22 protein-coding genes are annotated in these 23,902 nt (G+C 41.1%); 6 read left to right on the top strand and 16 right to left on the bottom strand.

What is annotated here, in order from left to right:
- Window positions 1-243 precede the first annotated feature (243 nt).
- Complete coding sequence (locus tag BMX30_RS16120) at window positions 244-900, top strand: DsbA family oxidoreductase (protein ID WP_342028081.1); 657 nt, start codon at window positions 244-246, stop codon at window positions 898-900.
- 56 nt (window positions 901-956) lie between these two features.
- Here BMX30_RS16120 and BMX30_RS16115 read toward each other — a convergent pair whose 3' ends face one another.
- The 5 genes from BMX30_RS16115 to BMX30_RS16095 all read right to left on the bottom strand — a co-directional run bounded on the left by BMX30_RS16115 (window position 957) and on the right by BMX30_RS16095 (window position 6,828).
- Entirely contained in the window at window positions 957-1,922 is a 966-nt protein-coding gene (locus BMX30_RS16115) for a carbohydrate kinase family protein (RefSeq protein WP_090747996.1), read from the bottom strand.
- An 82-nt stretch (window positions 1,923-2,004) separates the two neighbouring features.
- Window positions 2,005-3,483 carry a glycoside hydrolase family 32 protein gene (locus BMX30_RS16110; protein ID WP_090747993.1) on the bottom strand — a complete coding sequence of 493 codons (1,479 nt, stop codon included), beginning with the start codon at window positions 3,481-3,483 and terminating at the stop codon, window positions 2,005-2,007.
- Window positions 3,484-3,619: 136 nt separating this feature from the next.
- Entirely contained in the window at window positions 3,620-5,074 is a 1,455-nt protein-coding gene (locus BMX30_RS16105; RefSeq protein WP_090747990.1) for a sucrose-specific PTS transporter subunit IIBC, read from the bottom strand.
- Window positions 5,075-5,300: 226 nt separating this feature from the next.
- Window positions 5,301-6,302 (bottom strand): LacI family DNA-binding transcriptional regulator, encoded by a 1,002-nt coding sequence (locus tag BMX30_RS16100; protein ID WP_090747988.1) that lies wholly within the window; start codon window positions 6,300-6,302, stop codon window positions 5,301-5,303.
- A 331-nt stretch (window positions 6,303-6,633) separates the two neighbouring features.
- On the bottom strand, window positions 6,634-6,828 hold the full coding sequence (locus tag BMX30_RS16095) for a hypothetical protein (RefSeq protein WP_090747985.1): 195 nt from the start codon (window positions 6,826-6,828) through the stop codon (window positions 6,634-6,636).
- A 459-nt stretch (window positions 6,829-7,287) separates the two neighbouring features.
- Here BMX30_RS16095 and BMX30_RS16090 point away from each other — a divergent pair, with 459 nt between their 5' ends.
- Window positions 7,288-8,250: a siderophore ABC transporter substrate-binding protein gene (locus BMX30_RS16090; RefSeq protein WP_170843911.1), complete on the top strand. Its 963-nt coding sequence runs from the start codon at window positions 7,288-7,290 to the stop codon at window positions 8,248-8,250.
- Window positions 8,251-8,920: 670 nt separating this feature from the next.
- Complete coding sequence (locus tag BMX30_RS16085) at window positions 8,921-10,591, top strand: peptide ABC transporter substrate-binding protein (RefSeq protein ID WP_090747982.1); 1,671 nt, start codon at window positions 8,921-8,923, stop codon at window positions 10,589-10,591.
- Between the two features lie 150 nt (window positions 10,592-10,741).
- On the opposite strand, the gene BMX30_RS16080 is transcribed toward BMX30_RS16085, so the two are convergent.
- The 10 genes from BMX30_RS16080 to BMX30_RS16045 all read right to left on the bottom strand — a co-directional run bounded on the left by BMX30_RS16080 (window position 10,742) and on the right by BMX30_RS16045 (window position 19,743).
- Window positions 10,742-11,233: a UPF0158 family protein gene (locus BMX30_RS16080; RefSeq protein ID WP_090747977.1), complete on the bottom strand. Its 492-nt coding sequence runs from the start codon at window positions 11,231-11,233 to the stop codon at window positions 10,742-10,744.
- A 491-nt stretch (window positions 11,234-11,724) separates the two neighbouring features.
- Window positions 11,725-12,876 (bottom strand): hypothetical protein, encoded by a 1,152-nt coding sequence (locus tag BMX30_RS16075; RefSeq protein ID WP_090747974.1) that lies wholly within the window; start codon window positions 12,874-12,876, stop codon window positions 11,725-11,727.
- Between the two features lie 329 nt (window positions 12,877-13,205).
- Complete coding sequence (locus tag BMX30_RS24110; RefSeq protein WP_280139981.1) at window positions 13,206-13,328, bottom strand: hypothetical protein; 123 nt, start codon at window positions 13,326-13,328, stop codon at window positions 13,206-13,208.
- 266 nt (window positions 13,329-13,594) lie between these two features.
- Window positions 13,595-14,368: a PRC-barrel domain-containing protein gene (locus BMX30_RS16070; RefSeq protein ID WP_090747972.1), complete on the bottom strand. Its 774-nt coding sequence runs from the start codon at window positions 14,366-14,368 to the stop codon at window positions 13,595-13,597.
- Between the two features lie 223 nt (window positions 14,369-14,591).
- The gene (locus tag BMX30_RS16065) at window positions 14,592-15,074 is read right to left on the bottom strand and encodes a DUF305 domain-containing protein (protein WP_090747969.1); all 483 of its coding nucleotides are present in this window, start codon (window positions 15,072-15,074) and stop codon (window positions 14,592-14,594) included.
- Window positions 15,075-15,138: 64 nt separating this feature from the next.
- Window positions 15,139-15,609 carry a hypothetical protein gene (locus tag BMX30_RS16060; protein ID WP_090747966.1) on the bottom strand — a complete coding sequence of 157 codons (471 nt, stop codon included), beginning with the start codon at window positions 15,607-15,609 and terminating at the stop codon, window positions 15,139-15,141.
- Window positions 15,610-15,824: 215 nt separating this feature from the next.
- Window positions 15,825-16,112 (bottom strand): thiamine-binding protein, encoded by a 288-nt coding sequence (locus tag BMX30_RS16055; RefSeq protein WP_090747963.1) that lies wholly within the window; start codon window positions 16,110-16,112, stop codon window positions 15,825-15,827.
- Window positions 16,113-16,212: 100 nt separating this feature from the next.
- Complete coding sequence (locus tag BMX30_RS24105; protein WP_280139980.1) at window positions 16,213-16,338, bottom strand: hypothetical protein; 126 nt, start codon at window positions 16,336-16,338, stop codon at window positions 16,213-16,215.
- A gap of 415 nt (window positions 16,339-16,753) precedes the next feature.
- Window positions 16,754-19,369: a leucine-rich repeat domain-containing protein gene (locus BMX30_RS16050; protein WP_090747960.1), complete on the bottom strand. Its 2,616-nt coding sequence runs from the start codon at window positions 19,367-19,369 to the stop codon at window positions 16,754-16,756.
- A gap of 146 nt (window positions 19,370-19,515) precedes the next feature.
- Entirely contained in the window at window positions 19,516-19,743 is a 228-nt protein-coding gene (locus BMX30_RS16045; RefSeq protein WP_211482081.1) for a hypothetical protein, read from the bottom strand.
- 101 nt (window positions 19,744-19,844) lie between these two features.
- Between BMX30_RS16045 and BMX30_RS16040 the strand changes: the two genes are divergently transcribed.
- Window positions 19,845-20,669, top strand: coding sequence for a Cof-type HAD-IIB family hydrolase (locus BMX30_RS16040; RefSeq protein WP_090747957.1), 825 nt, complete (start codon window positions 19,845-19,847; stop codon window positions 20,667-20,669).
- Window positions 20,670-20,721: 52 nt separating this feature from the next.
- Here BMX30_RS16040 and BMX30_RS16035 read toward each other — a convergent pair whose 3' ends face one another.
- On the bottom strand, window positions 20,722-21,759 hold the full coding sequence (locus tag BMX30_RS16035; RefSeq protein ID WP_090747954.1) for an NAD(P)/FAD-dependent oxidoreductase: 1,038 nt from the start codon (window positions 21,757-21,759) through the stop codon (window positions 20,722-20,724).
- Between the two features lie 350 nt (window positions 21,760-22,109).
- On the opposite strand from BMX30_RS16035, the gene BMX30_RS16030 reads away from it, so the two are divergent.
- Both BMX30_RS16030 and BMX30_RS16025 read left to right on the top strand, forming a co-directional pair.
- Complete coding sequence (locus BMX30_RS16030; RefSeq protein ID WP_090747951.1) at window positions 22,110-22,955, top strand: ABC transporter ATP-binding protein; 846 nt, start codon at window positions 22,110-22,112, stop codon at window positions 22,953-22,955.
- A complete protein-coding gene (locus BMX30_RS16025) occupies window positions 22,906-23,835 on the top strand; it encodes an iron-hydroxamate ABC transporter substrate-binding protein (RefSeq protein WP_090747949.1) in 930 nt (309 codons plus the stop codon). The genes BMX30_RS16030 and BMX30_RS16025 overlap by 50 nt, the downstream gene beginning before the upstream one ends.
- Window positions 23,836-23,902 lie beyond the last annotated feature (67 nt).

Genomic DNA, 23,902 nt, shown 5'->3' with positions numbered 1-23,902 from the left:
AAGCTGGAGGCGACATTTTCCCTCTATAGAAGTACAACCTTTCCGGTGCAAATTACCTCCATGGCCCCTGAGTTATTCGGCAATCCAAATATCCCCAATTGAGGAAGCAGAAGAACCGTCCCCAAACCAATTATTAGTGAAACAAGGGAATAATAGATATACTAGAGGTGATTAATTGATTGGAGGGAACAGATCATGTTGCAAATTGAAATGTGGACTGATTTTGCTTGACCATTTTGCTATATTGGCAAGAGGCGTCTGGAGGACGCCCTTAAGAAAATAGATCACCCTTTCGAGGTTACTTATCGTTGCTTCGAATTGGACCCGAACACGCCGAAAAACGTGAACAAAAACATGTATGAAGCCTTAGCTCAAAAGTATGGGATGAGTATCGAACAGGCGAAAGCTAACACCCAAAACATGGTGCGTATGGCAAAAGAAGTTGGGTTAGATTATCAGATGGATACCCTCATCTTAACCAATACTTTTGACGCCCACCGTTTGACGATGTTCGCGAAAACCAAAGGGTTAATGATCGAGATGACCGAACGAATTCTACAAGCGTACTTCACAGAATCCAAACATATTGGCGACCATGAGACATTAACAGAGTTGGCAGTAGAAGTTGGATTAGAGCGTGAAGCTGTAACTGCAATGCTTGCAAGTGATGCGATGACGGATGAAGTCCGTGCGGATGAAGAGCTAGCGAAGCAGTATCGCGTTACCGGCGTTCCGTTCTATCTCTTCAATAATAAATACGCCCTTACAGGTGCACAACCTACCGAAGTATTCGTAGAAGCACTACAAAAAGTCATCGCAGAAGCAGACGAAGTCACCGTCCTTAACGGACAAGACAACGCCGTCTGTGACGATGACGGCTGCGAAATTCCTAAGAAATAAAAGTAGGGACGGTTCCTCTGCTTCCTAGAAGGAAGCAAGAGAACCGTCCCCAATCATCACCCAATCAATGCACGAATTTGCTCTAGGGTTGGTAGGGCGGATATGGCTCCTTTTCCTGTTGTGGTGAGGGCTCCGCTGGCGTTAGCGAACTGGAGGATGTTTGCTTGATGATTCTGCAGTACTTCCTCGACGTTGCCTGGGTTTGCCTGTAATTCTAGCAATTGATACAACAACCCGCCGATGAATGCATCGCCTGCACCGGTCGTGTCAACGGGTTCAACAGAAAAGCCACTAGACTCGAACTTATCCCCCTTCAGGTATAAATCTGCGCCGTCAGCGCCTTTCGTGTAGACAACCGCCTTCACTTTCCCAACAAACAATGATTGAATCGCTTTCCCCTCATCTTTTATCCCAGTGATAAATTCAAGCTCTTCATCAGACACCTTTACAATATCCGCTAACGGTAAAAATTCCAAAATCGCAGAACGGCAGTCCTCCGCTCGCTTCCATAATGGCAGACGAACGTTAGGATCAAACGAAACAAGCCCTCCTGCCTCCGACACAGCCGCAATCGCTTTTTTATGCGCCTGCTTCATCGGGCTCTCAACTAAATCGACTGAGCAAAAGTGGAGAAGATCCCCTGCTTCAAACCACGCAGAATGAACTTCTTCCTCGTCTAAAAGCAAATCTGCCGATGGGTTGCGATAAAAGGAAAAGTCTCGCTCTCCATTTTCCTTCAACGAGACAAAGGCTAAGGCCGTATTCGCTTCCTCCGTGCGGTAGATTTTATCCGTCTCCACACCAGCCTCTTCAAGTTTCTCAACTAAGAAGTCACCGAACGCATCTTTCCCTAATTTAGATATCATCGCCGATTTCTGACCGTACTTGGCAACCGCAGCAGCCACATTGGCCGGCGCCCCACCCGGAGCTCGCTCAAACGAGACTACGTCCTTTAAGGCCACCCCTTTTTCATGAGGGATAAAATCAATCAATACCTCACCAATTGAAAACAGTTTTCCCATTTCTAACACCTCACATCTTGATATCCGGACGAGGGGAGCGACCCCTATCTTAACCGGAAAGGGCAGCTAAACTCAGCTAGCCCTATTTCTCCATGTCCCACTTAACAGCTTTCACATTTGTTTCGCCACCATGAGCAAATATGCGAATTCCTGTACTATTTTTACCAGGAAAAATCCTTCCTGTAAAAACTTCCTCGCCATCGTTGACAAACACTTCAACGGAAGAGGCGTCAACAAAGATGCGGAACGAAATCGTCTCAGCTTCTAAGCTACACTTACGTACGGTTCCATACTCCTCAGCAAAAGCTTGCCCAGAATGGGTACGGTCAAACACGACTTTCTTCGCAACGGCATCATATTTAATCACCGTCTTTTCGCCCTCACCAACTCGTAGCTCCACGCCAAACTCAGCGGCACTGCTTCCAGAGAATTCAACGTTCAGTTCATACACTTCCCCTTCAAAGCCTTCAAGTGGAAGATAATCATTCGCCAGAACGCCACTGCCCTCGACCTTTTCACCACGAAGCAACTCTAGCTCAGCAACCGGCTCTTGAATCAATTTTCCGTCACGCACAGATAACTCGCGGGGCAACGTCAAACAATGGGCCCAGCCATTTTTATCAGTCGGATAATCAATCTCCGGCAAGCCCATCCAACCGACTAAAATCCGGCGTCCCTGAGCATCTACCGTCGTTTGCGGTGCATAAAAATCAAAGCCACGATCCAACTCATGAAAAGCCCCATGAGAGAGTTCACCAGTCTCTAAATCTAGCGAGCGACCAACAACATAACCAGATTGATAAATATTTTGATAAAAATCACCTTCAGGTTCCAACCCTTGCGGTGAAAAAACAAACACCCCTTGACCATCGAGCTCAAAATAGTCTGGGCACTCCCACATATAACCGAAGTCTTCGCCAAGCTCAGTCTTCATTTCACCAGCAAACTGCCAATCTCTTAAATTGTGCGAACGATAGAAAACCACGCACCCCGTCTCATTCTCTCTTTGAGCACCAATCACTGTATAAAACTCATCCCCAGCCTTCCAAACCTTAGGGTCACGAAAATGCTCGGTATAGCCCTCAGGAACATTTGCAATCACCGGCGCATCCAATTTCGTCACCTTTCCATCTTCATCCATCACCGCTAAACACTGGTACGGGTGCCGATTCCAATTTTCATCACGAGTATTTCCCGTATATAGGAGAAACAACTTGCCATTATGCTCGATCGCACTGCCAGAATAAGCCCCATGGCTGTCGAACTCATTCGACGGCTCAATCGCAAGGCCAACGTTTTCCCAATGCACAAGATCCTTGGACTTCGTATGATACCAGTGCTTTAACCCATGGACCGGTCCAAGCGGAAACCACTGATAAAACAAATGATATTCTCCGTTAAAATAAGCAAAACCATTTGGGTCATTTAAAAGCCCCGTCACCGGCTGAATATGAAAAGTCTGACGCCACGGACATTGGTCTACCAATCGGGCTAAACCCTGAATCTCCTCGTCTGTAACATCATCCATGCTCCTGTATCGTTGCTCTTTTGTCCATTCCATGCTGTCTCACTCCTATTTGAAAAGCAAAAGGGCCATTAGACGCCTTAGCTAATGCTAAATAAATCAAGGAGAACCCTAAGATTCTCCTCTTCTTTATAACCTTAAACTTTGTTTCAGACTTTTGGGAAACAGCCTTTTACGCGGCTGCCTGTTCTGACGCTGATTGTTTCATCGCTTTTTTTGCATCTCTTTTAGCTAAAATAATCGTGACCACAAAGGCTACCGCAAAAGCAATGGCCATCCCGATAATATATGAAACAATTGTATCTGGACGAATCGAGATAATTCCTGGAAGACCTGCTGCACCTAGGGCGGTTGCTTTTACCTTGAAGAATGTGACAAACGCAGAACCGACGCCGGAACCAATGATGGCCCCGATGAATGGATAGCGCAACTTCAAGTTCACACCAAACATCGCTGGTTCGGTAATCCCTAATAAGGCGGAGATTCCAGCAGCAGAAGCCGTTCCTTTTACCTTTGCATCCTTTGTTGTTTTTAAAACAGCAAGTGTCGCAGCTCCCTGAGCGATATTCGACATCGCGGCAATAACGAAGATGAACGATCCGCCCGTCTTGGCGAGATCAGCAAGGAGCTGAGTTTCAACAGCAATGAAGCTATGGTGCATCCCGGTGATAACGATTGGCGCATAAGCCAAACCAAAAATCAAACCACCGACGGCGCCAGTTGTGTCATACATCCAAACGATTCCACTCGTCAGTAAATCACCTGCTGAACGTGTTAATGGACCGACAAATGTAAATGTTAGAAGACCTGTGATAAAAATTGAAAAGAGCGGTGTTAAAAGGTTATCTAAGGCAGATGGGACCTTTTTACGCAAGAAAGTTTCAATATTTGCTAGAATGTAAGACGCGACAAGGACAGGAAGCACAGACCCTTGATAGCCTACCTTTTCAATTTCATAGCCAAAAATGTTCCATACTGGTACAGAATCATCAAGCACCGCAGCCGCGTAGTTGTAGCCATTCAATAAATCTGGGTGAACCATCAACATCCCGAGTGTCGCGCCAAGGAATGGATTTCCTCCAAACCGTTTCGTGGCTGAAAAACCAATTAGTATCGGTAAAAATACAAAGGCAGCATTGGCAAATGTATTTATCAGCGCCGCTAGATCCGCCATTTCAGGGTTGGCATCAACCAATGACTTTCCTTCAATAAATAAATCTGGAGCGGTAAGGATATTATTGATCCCCATTAACAAACCGCCGGCAACAATCGCTGGAATGATAGGTACGAAAATATCCGATAGCATTTTTACAAAGCGTTGAAGCGGGTTCAATTTCTTCGAAGCCGCATCCTTAACGTCGCTCGTCGACATTTCGGTTTGACCAGAGAGCTCGGCAAAATGCTTGTAAACCTCATTCACCGTTCCTGAACCAAGAATCACCTGAAACTGACCACCTGTCGAAAAGGTCCCTTTCACAACATCCATACTATCAAGCGTTGCTTTATCCACAATACTTTCATCATTCAATACAAGCCGCAAACGAGTCGCACAATGCGCCGCAGCCGCAACATTCTCCTGACCACCAAGCGCCACCAACAACTCCTGCGCAATCTTTTTATGATCCATTATGATCCTCCTCTAACTGGGGACGGTTCTTTTGCTTCCTTCTTAAAAAGCCCTGCCCCACATCCAGTTTCTAGTTTTTGCGGAACCGGTTCCAACAGCGAGTAAAAAATAAAACCCACATTATAGGAACCGGTTCCACTTTTATCTAAAAAAATATCTCGGTTATAGAGAAACCGATATCAATTGAAAGTATTCACCTCAATTGGAACCGGTTTCGTTACCTGTATTATATGCCATGTTTTAAATTTATGTCAACGCTTTCTCGCTCGATAATTTTAAATTTAGAGATGGTTAATTTTTCTACCGAGCGTTCATTCACAAGCTCTACGATATGCTTTGCGGCTGTTTCACCAGCTTCCTGGTAAAAAAACTTCGCGGTCGTTAAGCTGGGATGAATGATTTCCGTGACCTCGTAGCCTCCAAACCCCGTGACGGCTAGATCCTTTGGAATCGACAATCCCTCAGCATAGGCAGCTTTCAGAACCCCCAGAGCGATATTATCCGTTGCACAGACAAAAATCGGCGGCTGGTGATCATGGATAATCTCACGCGCCTTAGCTTGCGCAGCTGGAATGTTAAACTCAGTCTCATAATAGTGAACATGACAATCCTGCTGAACCTCTTCCATCGCTTTCTTGAACCCATGCTTCCGCTTCACCCCTACGGCAATATCCCTCTCCGTCACGCCCAAATAGGCAATGTCGCGGTAGCCTTTCTCAAGAATATAATGCCCCATCGCATAGCCCGCATGGAAATCATCATGGATCACACTATGAATTTCAGGATGCTCCTGGCCAATCAATAGGACCGGCACCTTAACTGCTTCAAAAGCCTCGATATGTTGCTCCGTTATCTCCGTTGCCAATAAAATAATCCCCGCCATCTTTTGATTGGCGAAGCTATAAATGCTTTCAATTTCGCGTTCTAAACTTTGACTCGTATTGGAAATCAGCATCTGATAATTCAATCGCTTTAATTGCTCATCAATGCCGATTAAGGTTTGTGAGGAAGCATACGAATCAAGGCGCGGGACAATCGTGCCAATAATATTTGTTTTCTTAGCTTTCAAGCTCTGTGCAAACGGGTTGGGCGTATATTTCGCTTCCTTGATGGCCTGTTCAATCTTCTTCCTCGTCTTATCCCCAACTGAGCCGCCATTCAAATACCGCGAAACCGTACTCTTTGCCACACCCGCAATCTTAGCAATATCCGAAATCGTACTACTCATCAGCTTCAACCTCATAACATTGATTTTATAACACGCTTTACTCTAATTTTATTGCATTTTATTAAGCTGATTACTACCTGTCTAGGGTATTTAGTTATCTATACCCATAAAATAGCCACCAATTATTAGAAAAGAGCTTACAAATTTCCATTGTAACAGACAGAATTGCTTTTCTTACGTTAAAATCGGCCTCAGAATTTCACCAACAATAGATGCGAAAACAGCCTTTTATAAACATCCCTATCATACCACATCATCATAGGAAGCAGGAGAACCGTCCCCACGAACTAAAAACGAGTCACTCCAAAAGGAATGACTCGTTTTAACTAGTTTAAAATTTCATTGAAAAAAGCTTTAATAACGGATGCTTTTTCTTATCAATAATTTTTAGTTCCTCCATTACTAGATCATGTTCGTGTTGGCTGATCCAACTTTTTAGTTCATGTTTATCATGACATTGGGTTAAATAGGTTTGCCCGCCTTTACCTAAAGCATTAACTACGTACCTACAAGATGTTTTTCCCATTTAAATCACCCTTTTCATATGAACTAATATCAACAAAAAACAAGCTAGTAATCTGGAAACTTTATAAGAAACGGAGATAAATCTCACCAGATATTTAGTTTATGAACCTCATAATAATCCCCCCCTCAGGTTCTTGTCAATCGAAATTAATAAGCTACAAAAAAATGGAAGCGAGGGGACGGTTCTTCTGCTTCCTCACAACTTGTTAATACCAAAATTTATGGCAACGTATCAACCAACCAGCCCCTTAAGTTAAGCCACCGATTTGACCTTTTCTTCCACCAGTTACCCTCTATATTAAAATAGGAAGCAAGAGAACCGTCCCCAAGATAATGTGTCTTAATTGTTAACTTTCAAAATTTAAAATGAGATTTTTCTAAAATATTGTTGACAGATGATACTGAAAATCATTATCATTTAGTTATTAAGTTATTAAATAACATTCATGAGGTGAAAACATTGAAAAGAAAATGGCAAGCAATCCTACTTATCCTAATAGTGGCGCTCTTCGCTACTGCGTGTGGTACAACAGACTCAGCAAGCAATGCTAGTGAGACTGAGAAAGAAACAGCGAAAGAACCGGAAACATTAACGATTACTCACCAATTAGGGGAAACGACAATTGAGAAAAATCCACAAAAGGTTGTTGTTTTTGATTATGGTGTTCTTGATTCATTAGATAAGCTTGGTGTTGAAGTTGTGGGTCTTCCAAAACAATCGTTACCAGGTTATCTTGAAAAGTTTAATGATGAGAAATATGTCAATGCTGGCGGACTGAAAGAGCCTGACTTTGAAACAATCAATGAAATGGCACCAGATCTAATCATTATTTCTGGTAGACAGCAAGACTCATATGAAGAGTTCAGCGAAATCGCTCCAACTATTTTCATGGGACTTGACACAACTAAGTACATGGATTCTTACAAAGAAAATGCAAACCTACTTGGAGAAATCTTTGGTAAGGAAGCAGAAGTAGAAACTGAGATTGCTAAAGTTGAAGAAGCAATTACTGGCTTGAATGAAAAAGCAACTGCGAGCGGCAAAAATGGTCTTATTGTTTTAGCAAATGAAGGAAACATCAGTGCCTATGGTCCTGGATCAAGATTTGGAATCCTTCACGATGTCTTTGGAGTAAAACCAGTAGATGAAAAAATCGAAGTATCAACTCACGGACAAAATATTTCATTTGAATATCTAGTTGAGAAAGATCCAGATTACTTATTTATCGTTGACCGTGGTTCAGTTGTAGAAGGCGGACAATCATCTGCGAAGTCAATTGTTGAAAACAAGCTAGTTGAAAACATTAGTGCTGTTAAAAACGACAATGTCGTTTACCTAAACGCTGACTTCTGGTACCTATCCGGTGGCGGACTTACATCAGTGGCGGAAATGGTAAAAGAAATCGAAGCTGCAATTCAATAATTAGAGTAAAAGGCCGTGACTCCCCCCTTTGTCACGGCCTTTTTTTATGGGGACGGTTCTCGCGCTTCCTGGGAATCTGAATCTCCCCCCATAAGCGCCTAAGCTTATTCCCCTCCCCCATAAATATTCGCTATTACACCGTATTAACTAAGAAGAATTACACCCTCCTGCCCATCTCAGAGTAAGAAGTTTCTTCAATAAGGACCAATAGAATACCGTCTGGCCACCTGAGTTAATAGTATATGGACTACCCATTCCATTCGACATTGCCTAATTATCGACCTTACATTATAGCACCATTAATGAACCAGTTAGACTAGTATCTGTCGACAAAGTTCTTCATATATTATGTGATAAATTTTTAGATTCTATTTTCTTCTCCCCCCTCATATTTTGAATATGGGTTTGATGTTCCTTAAAGATGTTTGATTACATCCGCCGAAACCCTCAGCATAAAATCAAGTAAATCTAGTTAGTTATCCAAATCGTTTTGCTATTTTACAATAGGAAGCAGGAGAACCGTCCCCGAAACTATCAAAAAATTTGAAATCACCTAACAAATCACTTTACAAATGTGCTGGCTAGTGAGTATAATCAGGTTTATAGTTTTTGAGAATTCTATATAGGGATAATATTCAGAATTAGAAAAAATTAATAGGGGGAAAAGGAATTGAAACTTAAGAATTGGTTTTTAGTTTTAACATTTGGAATGCTGCTAAGTTTATTAGCTGCATGTTCCGGTGATGAGCCTGCGGATACGCCGGCTACAGATGATGGAACAAAAGAAGAGGCTGCATCGGGGGAAAAGGTTCTTAACTTTACAAACCCAGAAGCGATTCCTTCTATGGATCCATCACTCGCTACAGATGAATCTTCATTCGTCTACTTAGCTGCAACAATGGAAGGTTTATACCGCTTAGATGAAAAAACACAACCGTCTCCAGGGATTGCGACTGAGCACAGCGTAAGTGATGATGCTCTAACTTGGACTTTCACATTACGTGAAGACGCTGTTTGGTCAAATGGTGACCCTGTAACAGCTCATGACTTTGTCTATGCATGGCAGCGTGCTGTTAATCCAGACGTAGGATCAGAATATGGTCCATATATGATGAGTGGCGTGATTAAAAACGCTGGAGCTGTAAGCAAAGGCGAACTTCCTGTTGAAGAACTAGGAGTAAAAGCAGATGGCGACTACACATTAGTTGTAGAATTAGAAAACCCAACACCATACTTTGAAACATTAACTACATTTGGAACATTCTTACCATTAAACCAAAAGTTTGTTGAAGAACAAGGTGACCAATTTGCAATCGGTTCAGAAAACCTAGTTGCAAACGGACCTTACACAATTGAAAACTGGGATAGCACAGGCAACTCTTGGGAGCTTGTGAAGAACGCGGATTATTGGGATGCAGAAACAGTTGCAATGGATAAATTATCTTTCCAAGTTGTAAAAGACCCACAAACCGCTCTACGTTTATATGAAGAAGGCACAGTTGATCGTATTGACTTAACTTCTGACCTTGTAGACCAGTATTCTACTGATGAAGATTACCTAGTATCAGCTGATACATTCGTTTATTTCTTGAAGTTTAACCAAGAATCATCTGATGCTTTAGCAAATAAAAATATTCGTGCTGCGATCAGCCGCGCATTCGATAAAGATGCTTTAGTAGGCGAAATTTTAAACAACGGATCAATTGCTGCAAACGGCCTTGTTCCAGCAGACTTTACACCAATGCCTGAAACAGGTGAAGACTTCCGTGCTGTAAGTGGTGACCTTAGCGCTTATGACCTTGAAGCAGCAAAAGAATTCTGGGCTAAAGGCCTTGAAGAGTTAGGCACAGATGCAGTGGAACTTGAGTTCCTTGCAGATGACGATGAAACAACAAAAACACTCGTTCAATACGTAGCAAACCAGCTTTCAACGAACTTAGAAGGCTTAACGGTTAACATCAAACAAGTTCCGAAAAAGCAACGTCTTGACCTAGACGATAGCATGGAATATGAACTTCAATTAACAAGATGGGGCCCTGACTTCCTAGATCCATTCACATTCATGAATCTATTTACAACAGATAGCGGGAACAACTGGACTGGATACTCTAACCCAGATTATGACAAACTAGTATTTGACACAGCTTCAGTTCTTGCACAAGACAACGTAGCACGTTACAACAACTTCTTAGAAGCAGAGAAAATCCTACTCGATGATGCCGTAATCGCACCAGTTTACCAAGCATCAAGAGCACAATTGGTTTCTCCAAGAGTCGACGGAGTATTTGTAAACCCATTCGGTGCAACATACGAATATAAATGGGCGAACGTAGCTGAATAAAAAAAGCCTCAAAGCTAGGGCCTTTCACTAGGATAAGTGAAAGGCCCTTTTTTAATTATCTCACCAATAGCTAATCAGTGAGCATGGACTAGCCGCATCTCTTCCAAGTTCAATCTGGAGAAATAGAGACTAGCCCGCTACCCATCCATTTTATTCGCCTTGTACCACCCTTCCTTCCCTATACTCAACCCCATTCTCCTCACACCACTCGATTGCGATTTCTCGATATCGACCATTCCGATACTGATACCATTCATCCAACATCCCCAGCCAGGCTACCCTATCTTTAAACCGTCGAAAGGCACCTCTTCCCTGAATCGCATTCAACAGGTCATTTTTAGCTCGCTCATCTTCAACTAAAAAACAAAAATCCCGCATAAATTCATACTCATTAATATCATAGCTTGAGGGCAGCTCAAGATAGTCTTCAAAGTTTTCAACTACATCAAACGCTATCTCCAAATCTTCTTGCTCCCATTTTTCTAGATCTTCATAAGACTCTACTTCCTCCGCCTTATTTAGCTCTCCTTCTTGAATAAAAATAACCTCACCAGTCTTGAGACTTAAGAAATGGCTCCAACCATCCATGGCTGTTTCCATGCCATCTATAATATCCGCTAGGTTTGCTATCGTTTTACTCATGTTTTTCCTTCCTTTCCTACAACACGCTTCATTAATAGGGGTTTCCTCAATTGTACCGATTTTCCATTTCTCTACCTCATACTGAAAAAGGATATATTCTTAATTTTATAGTCTTTCCACATTGATTATAAATATACCAAAAGACGGGCGTTGGTAATAAGGTGACTCTCATGTTAACTATTATGAAAATATTTAGCGACAACTCGACGCAATTTACAATTAGTTACCAACCGCACCTAGGTGCCTGCTATGTTAGAATGATATAAAACGATTTAGTATCCGGGAGGATCCTATGAAAAAAGTACTGATCATTTTATTATCACTCTGCTTATATTCAATGTTTTCCCCGCCAATTTAAACTTCATCTCCGATATAGAATATATGAGTATAGATAGAAAAAAGCCCCTCTGTCTCTAGGTAGCTATCCAAATGGATGCTAGTTAGAGGCAGAGGGGTTTTCACAATGGAAGCACTAGAACCGTCCCCATGCTTCATAAAAACTCATCAAGTGCAATATGCAAGGCATAACAGATATTAGTAAGATTCAATTTAAAGCTAGAATAGTCCATTTCCTTCCCAGCCTTCAACCCTCGGATTTGCTCCTCGATTGTTTTCCAATCCCGCATAAGTCCTTCAGAGAGCTTGTCTTCATTGGACCTTACCGATTTAAGCGTCTCTAGATGCCGATCAATTATCGTCTGATAATCTATCTTCGCAGGTGGGGCAATCGGCCTGGATGGTACAACCATCCTACCAGTCTTTAAAGTTGACCCACCAGATGAAGCCCAGGAACTCTGATTTCCGTCGTCAATGATAGATCTTCTCTTTACTTTATATTGTTCCCACCGATACTCTCGAATCCTTTCATAATGTCGCTCCAACAAAGGCAAGCCTGCAGAGTAAAATAGAATGACTTCTTTATCTATAAACCCTGAAGGGAGCTCGGTAAACGTATTCTCTTTATCATTGGAAAGCTTTTGGATGATTTCATGTTGATCGGTACTCCCTAAAGCCTGAAAGACTTCCTTTTGATAGGAGTCCATTTTGCTAAGCACACGTTCCAAAAGTTGTTCTTGCTCATAGACCTTCTTAAGACGTAAAACTTTTATCCGTTGATTATCGGTTAAGGGTAGATCTAGCCTGTCCTGCTCCAAAATCTCATATGGAATGGTTTCGATATGAAGAAATGGCTTAAGATTCCAAAAGTCACCCTGAAAGTATTTAATCAAAATTTCATCCCGTTCTAAGTCGACGGAGTGAAATCCTTTTAAGATATCTTTGATTAGGTTGGGTGCAAGATTGGTATGATGTTCAAAACACGACACACCATACCCATATACTTTTTCTTCTCTTTTATGTAAAACTCGGTACTGATAACGCAGGGCCCGTCCACATTCACAACGGTAATCCCTATTTCCAAACCCGCTGTCTAGCACATCCACAAGGACCCAATCATCAATTAATGGCTCGATCTCTTCATAAGCAGTTTCCTCGGTGATGACAATCCCCTTGCGCCGAGCAATCGCCTCAATCCATTTACTTTTCTTGCTTTGTTTACTGTACTTTTCAATAAACTCACGCTGTTCAGGATCCAATAAAGACATCAGTTGATGGACTTCGCTCTTAGATAACGGCTGCAACACCCTGCATTCCCCACCTTCCAAAACTCTTTGTCTTTATTATAGCAAAAGCATGGGGACGGTTCTCCTGCTTCCTAGAGTTACTCAAGCTTAGCATCCCCCCTTCGCTCGACCCCTAGGCACCATGAGGCCATTGAATGTACCCAAAAAAATAAGCTGGCCAAGTGGCCAGCTTACCAAATAAGAGGTTTGTTTCAAAGCTTACACATTATTCCTAATCGTTAGTGCTTAAGTGCTTCCGCCAGTTAGCGGTCGCAAAAATCGAAGGTCCCATTATTACCGATTTTTCGGAAGACAGGGTTTTCCGACCCTGAATATATAAAAACTAATTGTTAATTAGGTAATGAAGACCTACCAAGTGTTCGTTTCAACACCTCATCTTCTTCTTGTCCTAAGAATACTAAACTCTTATGTAGATAGGAGGAAGCAGAGGGACGGTTCTTCTGCTTCCTCACACAAGAGACCACCATCATTTTTGCACAATACTTTTCCTTATTTCTTCCACCTCTTATTAATCAAACGTTTAATCAAACTCAACTTGATAGAACAATCGAAATCCGACCAAATCCAAAAGTAGAACCAACACTAGTCCCTTTCCTTCACTATCTTAACCTATACTAGAATAGGAAGCAGCAGAACCGTCCCTATGCTTGGCCATTTGCTCGGGGCCTATACTTGGGCCTTTGCTCGGAGCCTATGCCCGGAGAAAGCGGTAGAACCGCTATTCCCAATACTTAGGCTTGTCGTACTTCTCGAACAGCAGTCTTTCGTATTCTGCTGTAATGTCTTGCATTGGCATGTATTCGGGGCCATTTTTAATTTGCTCTTTTGTTAAGTCCATCGTTACGGCTCGATCGGTCCAAAGGATGTCGGTTATCCAGTCTGGGGAAAGGATAACATGTTTTCCGGGCCATAAATTTTTGGTATCAACGATGATGTAACGAACCGTCCATGTTCGATCACAGATAATGAAATCCTCGACATGACCGATTCTTCCGTCTATGGCGTGAATGTCATACCCGGTCACCTCTTTGAAACTTCGTAAATGAGACTCCTCACCAGCTTCAACCGGAACACCGACATTTGGGTTAGTATTTTGGACCAATTCACCTGGGGTTGCATATAGCCCCCAATTTCCAAGCCCCGCCGGCCCCCAATATGGAGCATAACCATAGTAATTGCCAAATTGGAGTTCATACTGCCTAGAAACCGGTTGATCTGCATCCAAGTCAGGACTGTTCTTAATCTCTTCTTTCGTTAAATTAAGCTCAAATTTCCACTCTTCATAATCGACTTTTTTTATCGACATTGGTGAAATCAGGACTTTCTTGCCTGGCAACCACTTCATCGTATCAACGACTAGATACCGAACTGTCCATTTTTGATCGTCTATTAATATATCATTCACCGTTCCAATATTTCCATCTGTCGCATGAATATCGTATTTCTTTACATCTTTACCATTATTAAAAATAACTATCTTCCTCCTTTTCATAGTTGAAAAAATGGAATCTATTATTTGTCTACCCGGATCCTATGTCTCTAAACGTAGAAAGGTTGGAACTCTCTTTCAACGTCAACTCATCCTAGAAAACTAGTTTTATAATGAATTGGATAGACGAGTATTTCCGTTTTACACCAGTAGCATTCACATTCAATGCATATGCATATCCAACTTATATCTCATCCCTTTTCAAGTCAGAGTCTTGAGGATTTCTTCAATCAACCCCAAACGAAGCAAGACCATTCCCCTGCTCCTCTTCAAGGTCTTCAATCAATGCCTTCATCTCTTTAATCTCTTCCCGCTGTGTCTCAATAATTGAGTTAGCCAATTCACGGACACGTGGATCGGTGATTTCCGCGCTTTCACTAGTTAAAATCGCAATCGAGTGATGCGGAATCATCGCTTTCATCCACGCCGTGTCCTCAACGGTTGTTTGACTTCGTACTAAAAACAGCGAAAGTGCAAAAACGACGGCACTGCCGGCAAAAATGGCGATATTAGCCTTTCGGTTGGTATACATTTTCCGCATAAAGGCCAGCATGACAACCGCCATCGTTGCCCCCATCATAATTGCCATATAGACCCTTGTCTCACTAAAAAACACATGATCGATTTGGTACGTATTTAAATACATCAGCCCCAACATCACAAGTGTTGAGGTGAGAATCATCATCCCAAACCGAATATAATTCTTCATAAAAATCACCTCATAACTACATTCATGCTAAAAGGGCTACTGGAACAGCACTGCCCTCTAGCTTTTATGAGCTAGATACTTGTTCAAGAAACTCCGTTGGGATATACCCCTCTTGCCCATTGGATTGGATACTTACCTTAGATTTAATGACGTCGACATCAAGTACATCTACTTTCGTATCCTTCTCAACATACATGACTTTATCTGCTTCTCTCATATCTTCAATTTTTGTATATTCAGGTTGCTCTAGATAAGCAAAAAGTTGATCATAGGCTTCTTCATTGACAGGAAACAGGATATCTCTCTCAATAACCGCTTCCTCTCCTTCAGCTACAATCACCTGATCGAAATCTTCAACGGTTTGATCAATTTCTTGATTCATATTTTCAACCACTTGTTCTGTTTCTGCTTCAATTACCTCACCGGTTTCTTCAATTTCTGCCCCAAGCTCATCTGCTTGTTGTCCCACTTCTTGACTACAACCAGCAATAGCAAGGAAAACGATTGTTATAAAAAAGAATAGTATTTTTTTCATTGTTATCCCTCCCTAGTTTTCTATTAAACGAAACTTCTAGTGATTAAACAAAATTCACGGTAAAAAACCACACCAGTTGCTTCCAGAAGAAAACAGAAGGCCTACCATCATAAATGATAGACCTTCACTTCTGTTGTTCTAAATGACAAATTCCGTCATTTTGCAATCTAACCTAGCCTAGTGTATTGTCCAAAGACTGCTACCAAATAATTGAGTTACGTAACCACTTTATCTTCTATAGCGACACCATTCGGTTTATAATGTATTTTTATATTCGTTATACATTCATCGGCACCGGTGTTTATCCCCACCCGTTGTGCCTTCTCTATTAACTCGAAGACTTCATGTAAATTCCCTTCAACGACTGTTTCCATCGGACCAATCTCATATTTCAGACCTGAGTCTTTGACGACTTCAATCACCTCTGGGATCATTCCATCTGTATTCATATCCTTCCCATCTGGCAATACTTGAAATCCGGCAGTAACTGTTGCGTTATGCATAATCGACCATCCTTTCGGTTGACTCGTTTAAGGTTTCTTTCTTCAAGTTTTCCTTCCGGCAGCTTGCAATCTCTTTTTTATCAGCCAACTTAATTTAACATCATGACCTACTTACTACGGACATTTGCTCATAATGCTGATTTGGGAGAAGTCGTGAGTAAGGCACAGTAGCCCCAACGGCCGCTCCAACAACAGTACCAAGTACAAGATTCATCTGCTTGTCCATTACTATCAACTCTCCTTTCATCGTGTATATTAGACTCTAACCTTTTTTCCTAGCTACTAAACATGGGGACGGTTCTTCTGCTTCCTTCTGAAGAATTAAAAATCCCATCCCAGCGCCGTTCACGTCCCTTTAAAACTATTTAAATTTATTACTAGATGATGGTTTTGGCACTTTGCCTCCCCCAAATAGAAAAGGAGAATCTCCAATGGTAGATTCCCCTTCTCTTTCATATATATTACCTAAAACTAAATATGGTTTCAGGTGATAGGCCCACAGCAAATAAGTTGCATGGACGGAGTGACGGCTTTTGGATCCTTAGGTTTTCAACGAAAACCAACGAGGAAACCCTAATAAACCAAATAAAAAATGATGTTTATTTATAAGTCGATTGTAACATGATAAAGACCTCGTTTACTTACATCATCTTTCTTCGTTGAATAATTAGTACTGACATTCCTAAGACTAGTAGGATAGCACCAAATACTAGACTATTATAAAGTGAGGTGGAAGTATTAGGTAAATTAAAACCTTCATGGTCTTCACTGGATTTGACCTTTTCATTCTTAGACGTCACCTTATTCAATTCTTGCTGGGCATTATTTAGAACTGGTTCCATTTCTGGATTAGTCTCTGTTTCTACCTCTATTTGTGTTTCAGTTCCTGTTTCTTCCTCTACCTCTACTTGTGAATCAGTTCCTGTTTCTTCAATTACATCAGCCGAATCAACATTTTCACTAGGAGATTCATTAGAAACCTTATGAGGCTCTTCTGCAGTGATTTCATTATCTTCTACTTCAAATACAGTAAAAATGCTAAAATGGTCTGTCTCAGCAATTACTTTTCCATCACTATAAACAGCTCCCGGAACAAGCTCCCACACCTTGGTCTCTACATTATAATAAAAGACTTTCAGATTATCAGTGTTCTCAACCTTGCTTCCGTCGACATGAAAGACTAATGTAATAGGTTCATCAAATTGATGAACCGATTCTCCATCCGCATAGATGGTAAAGTCGTATACATCACTTACTGCCTCTTGAATTGGGTCTAATTTTACCACGTCTGTCGAAATTGTTTTCCCATCCGGTAGATTAGATAATGGAATGTTTAGCTCTACCTTGGTGTTTTTAATATTCAGGGAAGCATCCTTTTCCTTTAAGACGGCAACTTGTTCCTTTGTAAAGGTAACGACCGCTTCTTCCACACCTAAATCCAAAACGAGTATGTCCCCAATTTCAACTTTCTCAATATCACTATCGGCAACTATAGCTTCCCCATTTTCTACTTTTGGTTGAGAAACGACAGATTTCTTAATAATTTCCTCAACATTTTCTACAGGTTTTTCAACCTGCTGGTTATCCAGTGTTGATACAATTGTTTCATCAGAAAAATCCATGCTATTTAAATCAGCAAAGCCTTTAACTTCGATATGGTATATGGTTGACGGCAATAGATTCTCAATCGTAAAGGCCGTTGTATTCCCATCAAAAGCCGCTACCTCTTCGCCATCCACATAAACCCAATAGTTATTAAAGTAATACTCTTCGTGCCCTTCCCAACTAATCTCGAGCTCTGTATCGGATATTCTATCTACAGCCATCGTAACAAGCCATGGGAGTTCCTCTACAACCATTACATTGTTTTCATGCAGCTGCTGAATCGTTTTCATTGCAGATGAATCTTCTCTACGATCTAGAGGGAGGTCATTTAGATTAACCTTTTTAAGGTTAGGCAAAGAGGTTAAAAATTGAATATCGGTAACATAATTCATTTTTAAATTTAGCTCTTCAAGCTCCTGTAAATCTTTTAAAAGGTCTGCATTTTCAATAAGATTGTCCCTTAAATTTAGTGATTTAAGGCTTTTTATGTTGCTAAGTTCGGTAATATCCTTTAAGCCACTATACATCAAATCAAGTTCAAAAAGATTCGGCAATTTAGTTAATGGTTCCAAACTTTCAATGTTGGTATATCCTAAATCTAGTTTCTTTAAATTGGTTGCATATTCGATTCCTGATAAATCAGTGACCCCTCTATTACGAAGTGAGAGCTCAGTTAACCCCTCTAGATCACTCGGCCTAAGCTCTCCGTCACGTTTGTTTATTGCGCTGCGAATATTTGATTCTAAGCCTTCATCCTTGATTATTGATATACGAGTATCCTCTTTAACTTTACTATCTTCAGGTAAAAGGAGATCCTTTGTCTCTTCTCCAATTGTGTGGTGAAGGTGGATTTCCTCCATCTCCGTTCTTTCGTTCCCTATGACCACATCATATTCTTGAATACCGTCTTCCTTTGGAAAGCTATATGTATATACCCACTTAGAATCGATATATGGTTGAACTTCAGTTCGTTCGAATACCAAACCACTTTCCACATCATTTACTACTATAGAAAAATGCTGGGCTCCCTCTTCATCACCTTCAATCAGCCATTTTACTTCTATATCCCAGTATCCCTCTACTATCGTGTAATCCAGAACTGTAAAAGATTTATCACTTTCATCGGGTGCAGCGATTACTTCCCCATTTTCGGTAATAATCAGATTCGTTAACCCGTGTAAATCACTCTCAGTTAGTCCCCGATCAAAAATGCCTAGTTCATTTCGTACTTCCATTTCCAGATTTTCATCTGCAAATGTAAGAATGGCTGGAGCGTAGTGAAGGTGTATTTCCTCCATATCGCTTTTTTCATTACTTATGACCACATCATATTCAAGGACATTCTCTTCCTTTGGAAAGGTATATATATACCACCATTTAGATTCATCATCCGGTTGAACCTCAGTACGTTCATATACCATGTCACTTTCCACACCATTTACCACTATAGAGAAATATTGACGTTCTGGCTCCTCACCCTCAATTAGCCATTTTGCTTCTATCTCTCTGCCCCGCTCTTTTATCATTGAATCCACAACTGTGAAATTAGAACGATCACTTTCGTCTGTGGTTTCAGCTATTACTTCAACATTTACGGGAATAAACAGTTGAAAAATCAATACCAAAGAAAAAATCACATTTACTAGTCTCATAGGCTTCCTCCCAATAGGTCTAAAATTTTACAGTGCGATTTATATAATACTATATTACTATATTTTAGTAAAATAGTAGGACCTTGGTCGAAGCAAAGGGACGGTTCCTATGCTTCCGTGACCACCCCTCCCCTAAAACTTCACTATTATTTACGCCAAATCCTATCAATCCGTACGAGCTCACTCCACAGAGTCTGTAGCCCACGATGGTTCATAAACTCATCAAAAGGCTGACAACTTTCCTCTTTAATGGTACGCCCATCCAACCAAACCGTATCGCATTCATCACAAATATAAATGGTGAGAGCTATTTTTTTAACCTCAGCCCGACAAACAATCCCTTGCCCATCACAAAAAGGACACTCGATCATCATTAACCAACTCCCCCAAAAACTGGGACAAAGTATCTGCCCTATAATCTCTCCCTTTATAGTAAAATAAAAAACATGTTACAACTAGAAGGAGTTAACATTACATGTCATATAAAATGATTGTTTTAGATTTAGATGATACCTTGCTTCGTGATGATCACTCGATTTCGGCTCGTACGAAAGAAGCCTTGATGAAGGCGCAAGAACAAGGAGTAAAAGTCGTACTTGCTTCTGGTCGTCCAACGTTTGGAATGCTCCCTATTGCGGACGAGCTATCCTTAGCCAAATACGGAAGTTTTATCCTTTCATTTAATGGAGGGAAAATCATAAACTATGAATCAAAAGAGGAATTGTTTAGCAGTACATTGCCGCTAACGGCCGTTAGGAAGCTTTACGAGTTAAGCCAGCGTGAAGATGTGGATATTCATACGTACGTGGGTAACGAAATCATCACCGAAGTAGATAACCCCTATACAAGGATCGAATCCCAACTCACAAAGTTACCTATTAAACTAGTAAATAACTTCGTTGATGGAGTAAAAGAAGAAGTCGTAAAAGCGTTAATGGTTGGCGAACCTGATAAAATGAAAATCGTTGAGGCAAAGCTCCAAGCGGAATTAGCGGAGGAGTTTAGTGTGATGCGTTCCAAACCGTTCTTCCTTGAATTCACGGAAAAGGGCGTAACAAAAGGAACGAGTCTAAACCACTTAATCCAAGAATGTGGAATCAAACGCGAAGAAGTAATTGCGATTGGCGATAGCTATAACGACCAAGAGATGATTGAATTCGCTGGCCTAGGCGTTGCCATGGGCAATGCACCAGAGGATATCAAGGCAATCGCCAACCATGTCACAGATACCAATATGAACGACGGCGTTGCCAAGGTTGTAGAGGAATTTGTGTTACGAGATTTATTAGTAAATAAATAGGAAAGAACTAGGGACAGTTCATAATCACTGTCCCTAGTTCCCCATTTCTCCCCTACTTTGCCATCACCCTGCCACGCTGTTGAAGAACTTTATTATGTGATGAAACCATAGCAAATTTGTTGGCAGTAGGTTGGATATATTGTTTGGCTTTGTTAACAGCATTGGCCGCATCTTGAAAGCAACCGGCGATTAAATTTACTTTTCCTTCATAATTGACAATATCCCCTGCCGCATAGATCCCTTCAATCGAAGATTCACTAGTCGAATTTCCAGCGATATAAAAATCATCCACCATCTTGATATCCAATCCACCATTTTTCAGCAAACCAGCATCTTGATCATAGCCATGATTGACAATGACATCATCAATCTCAATGCAGGAAACTTCCCCTGTGACTTGGTCAGTTACTTCCACGCTGTCAATTTTTTTATGATTCTCGCTAGCTAACAGCTTGGTAATCTTTGTTTGCGGAAGACAAACAACGGAACTGTTCACCAACTTTGACACCTGCGCTTCATGACCTGCAAGGGTTTCTTTTCTATAAGTGATAAAAACCTGTTTCGCAATCGCTTCCAACTCATTGGCCCAATCGACGGCCGTATTTCCTCCGCCAGAGATGATCACCGTTTTATCTTTAAAATCCATCAGCGATTGAACGGTGTAATGAATATTCGTGACTTCATACCGTTCTGCGCCCTCAATTTCTAGTTTCTTAGGCTTCAAGATTCCACTTCCGACAGAGATAATCACCGTTTTCGAATAATGCTTCCTCCCTGAGGATGCTTCTAACACAAAGAATCCATCTTCATTTCTTGTAATCGTTTCTATTTTCTCATTCAACACCACTTCTGGGTTGAAGGTTAATCCCTGCTCAACCAACTGCTCAATCAACCTTGCTCCAGTTATAGGTGATAATCCGCCAACGTCCCAAATCATTTTTTCTTGGTAGACTTGGAGTTTCCCACCTAATTTTGGCTGATATTCGATCAATTTTGTTTTCATTTCTCTAAGGCCACTGTAAAAGCTAGAATATAACCCAGCTGGACCTCCACCAATGATTGTTACATCGAATAATTCCTGATGATCCATCTCCGTCCACTCCTAATCGTAATTGATTATCATTATCAATAAGAATAATCGATTCCATCACAATTGACAATACGAATTTTTATAAAATTCTTTTCAATCTAAAATGTGGCTACTTTATGACACTGAAATCGTTCCCAAAACGTACATGGGACAAGGATTTGAAGTTTTAAGCTCTCCAATCATCATTTTTAAAATTTTATTTATCTGAAATTTGCATTGACATTACCCATGTTGGGCATTTATATTTAAGTCGTAAACGACATTGATAATCATTATCACTAACTTGCAGTCATGATCATCACTTACTGCAAAGCACTCTTTTTCAACTTTTAACAGGGAGGTCATTCAGGATGGTTCGCCTATATACAGATGACTTAAGCATTGGATATGGTGAACGGTTAATTGTCAAAAACCTTAGTGTCGCGATTCCCGATAAACAAATCACAACCATTATTGGATCCAACGGTTGCGGGAAATCCACATTATTGAAGGCGATTACTCGTATTATTTCCCAACAATCAGGCGCAGTCCTGCTCGATGGAAAAGATATTTCCAAAGTACATACGAAAACCCTTGCTCATAAAATGGCCATCCTCCCTCAAACGCCAGAAAGTGCAAGCGGTTTAACGGTCGGAGAGCTCGTTTCCTATGGGCGTTTTCCCTACCAAACAGGCTTTGGAAGATTAACGAAAAAAGATTATGAAGTGATTGATTGGGCCCTTGAAGTCACCGGCACCATTGACTTTAAATTTCGCCCTGTCGATGCCTTATCAGGTGGTCAACGTCAACGGGTCTGGATAGCCATGGCCCTCGCCCAAGAAACAGAAATTATTTTTCTTGATGAACCGACAACCTACCTAGATATGGCGCACCAACTTGAAGTTTTAGAATTATTACAGAAATTAAATCGCGAACAAGATCGAACCATCATTATGGTTCTTCATGACTTAAACCAAGCCGCTCGCTTCGCTGACTATATTATCGCCTTAAAAGATGGGGAAATTGTCAAAGCAGGTGCCTGTGAGGAGGTCATCGTCCCAAAAGTCCTCCGCGATGTGTTCCAAATCGATGCGGTCATTGGACGAGATCCGCGAACAAGCAAACCAATGTGTGTCACATACAACCTACTAAAAGGAGAAAATCAACATGAAAAAACTATTACTCCCGTTTATGCTACTGCTAGTTCTTATTATTAGTGCTTGTGGACAAAAAGAAGCAGCAACAGACCAGCCTGAAAACACCGAGCCTAAGGAAGAAACACCTGAATTCATTACCTACGAATCTGAAACAGGTCCAATCGAAGTTCCAGCGGATCCACAAAGAGTCATTCTATTATCTGGTTTTACTGGTAATGTTATAGATTTAGGCGTCAATGTCGTTGGCGTAGATGTATGGTCGAAAAACAACCCGACCTTTGCTGAAGAGTTAAAAGATGTTGAAGAAGTTTCCGATGAAAACTTAGAGAAAATCATCGAATTAGAGCCAGATTTAATCATTGGATTATCCAATATTAAAAATGTCGATAAGTTAAGCGAAATTGCTCCAACGGTTACTTACACATGGGGTAAAGTCGATTATTTAACGCAACACATCGAGATTGGTAAACTATTAAACAAAGAACAAGAAGCAAAAGCATGGGTTGAAGACTTCCAAGCACGTGCAGCAGCTGCTGGAGACGAAATCCGCGCTAAAATTGGTGAAGATGCCACCGTCTCTGTTATTGAAAGTTTCGGAAAAGACCTTTATGTATTCGGCGACAACTGGGCACGTGGAACAGAAATCGTATATCAAGCGATGAAATTGAAAATGCCTGAGAAAGTAAAAGAAATGGCTTTAGAAACAGGTTACTATACTTTATCAGCTGAAGTACTTCCAGAATACGCAGGAGATTACATCATCCTAAGCAAATACTCAGATGCAGACACTGCTTACCAAGAAACAGAATCATACAAGAACATTCCAGCCGTTAAAAACAACCGCGTATTCGAAATGAACGGCCAAGGCGCATCATTCAGTGACCCAGTAACACTAGAAAACCAACTAGCATTTATTCAGGAGTCATTTTTGAATAACTAAAATAATTGGCTGTGTTAAAGGACAGTTTTGATTTTTGCTAACCGTTGATTGGAGCGGAAGGCACTCG

The sequence above is a fragment of the Mesobacillus persicus genome, assembly GCF_900109925.1.
Classification (GTDB): domain Bacteria; phylum Bacillota; class Bacilli; order Bacillales; family Cytobacillaceae; genus Mesobacillus_B; species Mesobacillus_B persicus.
This window is presented reverse-complemented; position numbering and strand designations above follow the sequence as displayed.

Coding starts and splice junctions, on each gene's coding strand:
- BMX30_RS16115 (WP_090747996.1), bottom strand. CDS start 1,922: ATGGGAAAACTGTTTTCAATTGGTGAGGTATTGATTGATTTTATCCCT.
- BMX30_RS16110 (WP_090747993.1), bottom strand. CDS start 3,483: ATGGAATGGACAAAAGAGCAACGATACAGGAGCATGGATGATGTTACA.
- BMX30_RS16105 (WP_090747990.1), bottom strand. CDS start 5,074: ATGGATCATAAAAAGATTGCGCAGGAGTTGTTGGTGGCGCTTGGTGGT.
- BMX30_RS16100 (WP_090747988.1), bottom strand. CDS start 6,302: ATGAGTAGTACGATTTCGGATATTGCTAAGATTGCGGGTGTGGCAAAG.
- BMX30_RS16095 (WP_090747985.1), bottom strand. CDS start 6,828: ATGGGAAAAACATCTTGTAGGTACGTAGTTAATGCTTTAGGTAAAGGC.
- BMX30_RS16080 (WP_090747977.1), bottom strand. CDS start 11,233: ATGAGTAAAACGATAGCAAACCTAGCGGATATTATAGATGGCATGGAA.
- BMX30_RS16070 (WP_090747972.1), bottom strand. CDS start 14,368: ATGAAAAGGAGGAAGATAGTTATTTTTAATAATGGTAAAGATGTAAAG.
- BMX30_RS16065 (WP_090747969.1), bottom strand. CDS start 15,074: ATGAAGAATTATATTCGGTTTGGGATGATGATTCTCACCTCAACACTT.
- BMX30_RS16060 (WP_090747966.1), bottom strand. CDS start 15,609: ATGAAAAAAATACTATTCTTTTTTATAACAATCGTTTTCCTTGCTATT.
- BMX30_RS16055 (WP_090747963.1), bottom strand. CDS start 16,112: ATGCATAACGCAACAGTTACTGCCGGATTTCAAGTATTGCCAGATGGG.
- BMX30_RS24105 (WP_280139980.1), bottom strand. CDS start 16,338: ATGGACAAGCAGATGAATCTTGTACTTGGTACTGTTGTTGGAGCGGCC.
- BMX30_RS16050 (WP_090747960.1), bottom strand. CDS start 19,369: ATGAGACTAGTAAATGTGATTTTTTCTTTGGTATTGATTTTTCAACTG.
- BMX30_RS16045 (WP_211482081.1), bottom strand. CDS start 19,743: ATGATGATCGAGTGTCCTTTTTGTGATGGGCAAGGGATTGTTTGTCGG.
- BMX30_RS16040 (WP_090747957.1), top strand. CDS start 19,845: ATGTCATATAAAATGATTGTTTTAGATTTAGATGATACCTTGCTTCGT.
- BMX30_RS16035 (WP_090747954.1), bottom strand. CDS start 21,759: ATGGATCATCAGGAATTATTCGATGTAACAATCATTGGTGGAGGTCCA.
- BMX30_RS16030 (WP_090747951.1), top strand. CDS start 22,110: ATGGTTCGCCTATATACAGATGACTTAAGCATTGGATATGGTGAACGG.
- BMX30_RS16025 (WP_090747949.1), top strand. CDS start 22,906: ATGAAAAAACTATTACTCCCGTTTATGCTACTGCTAGTTCTTATTATT.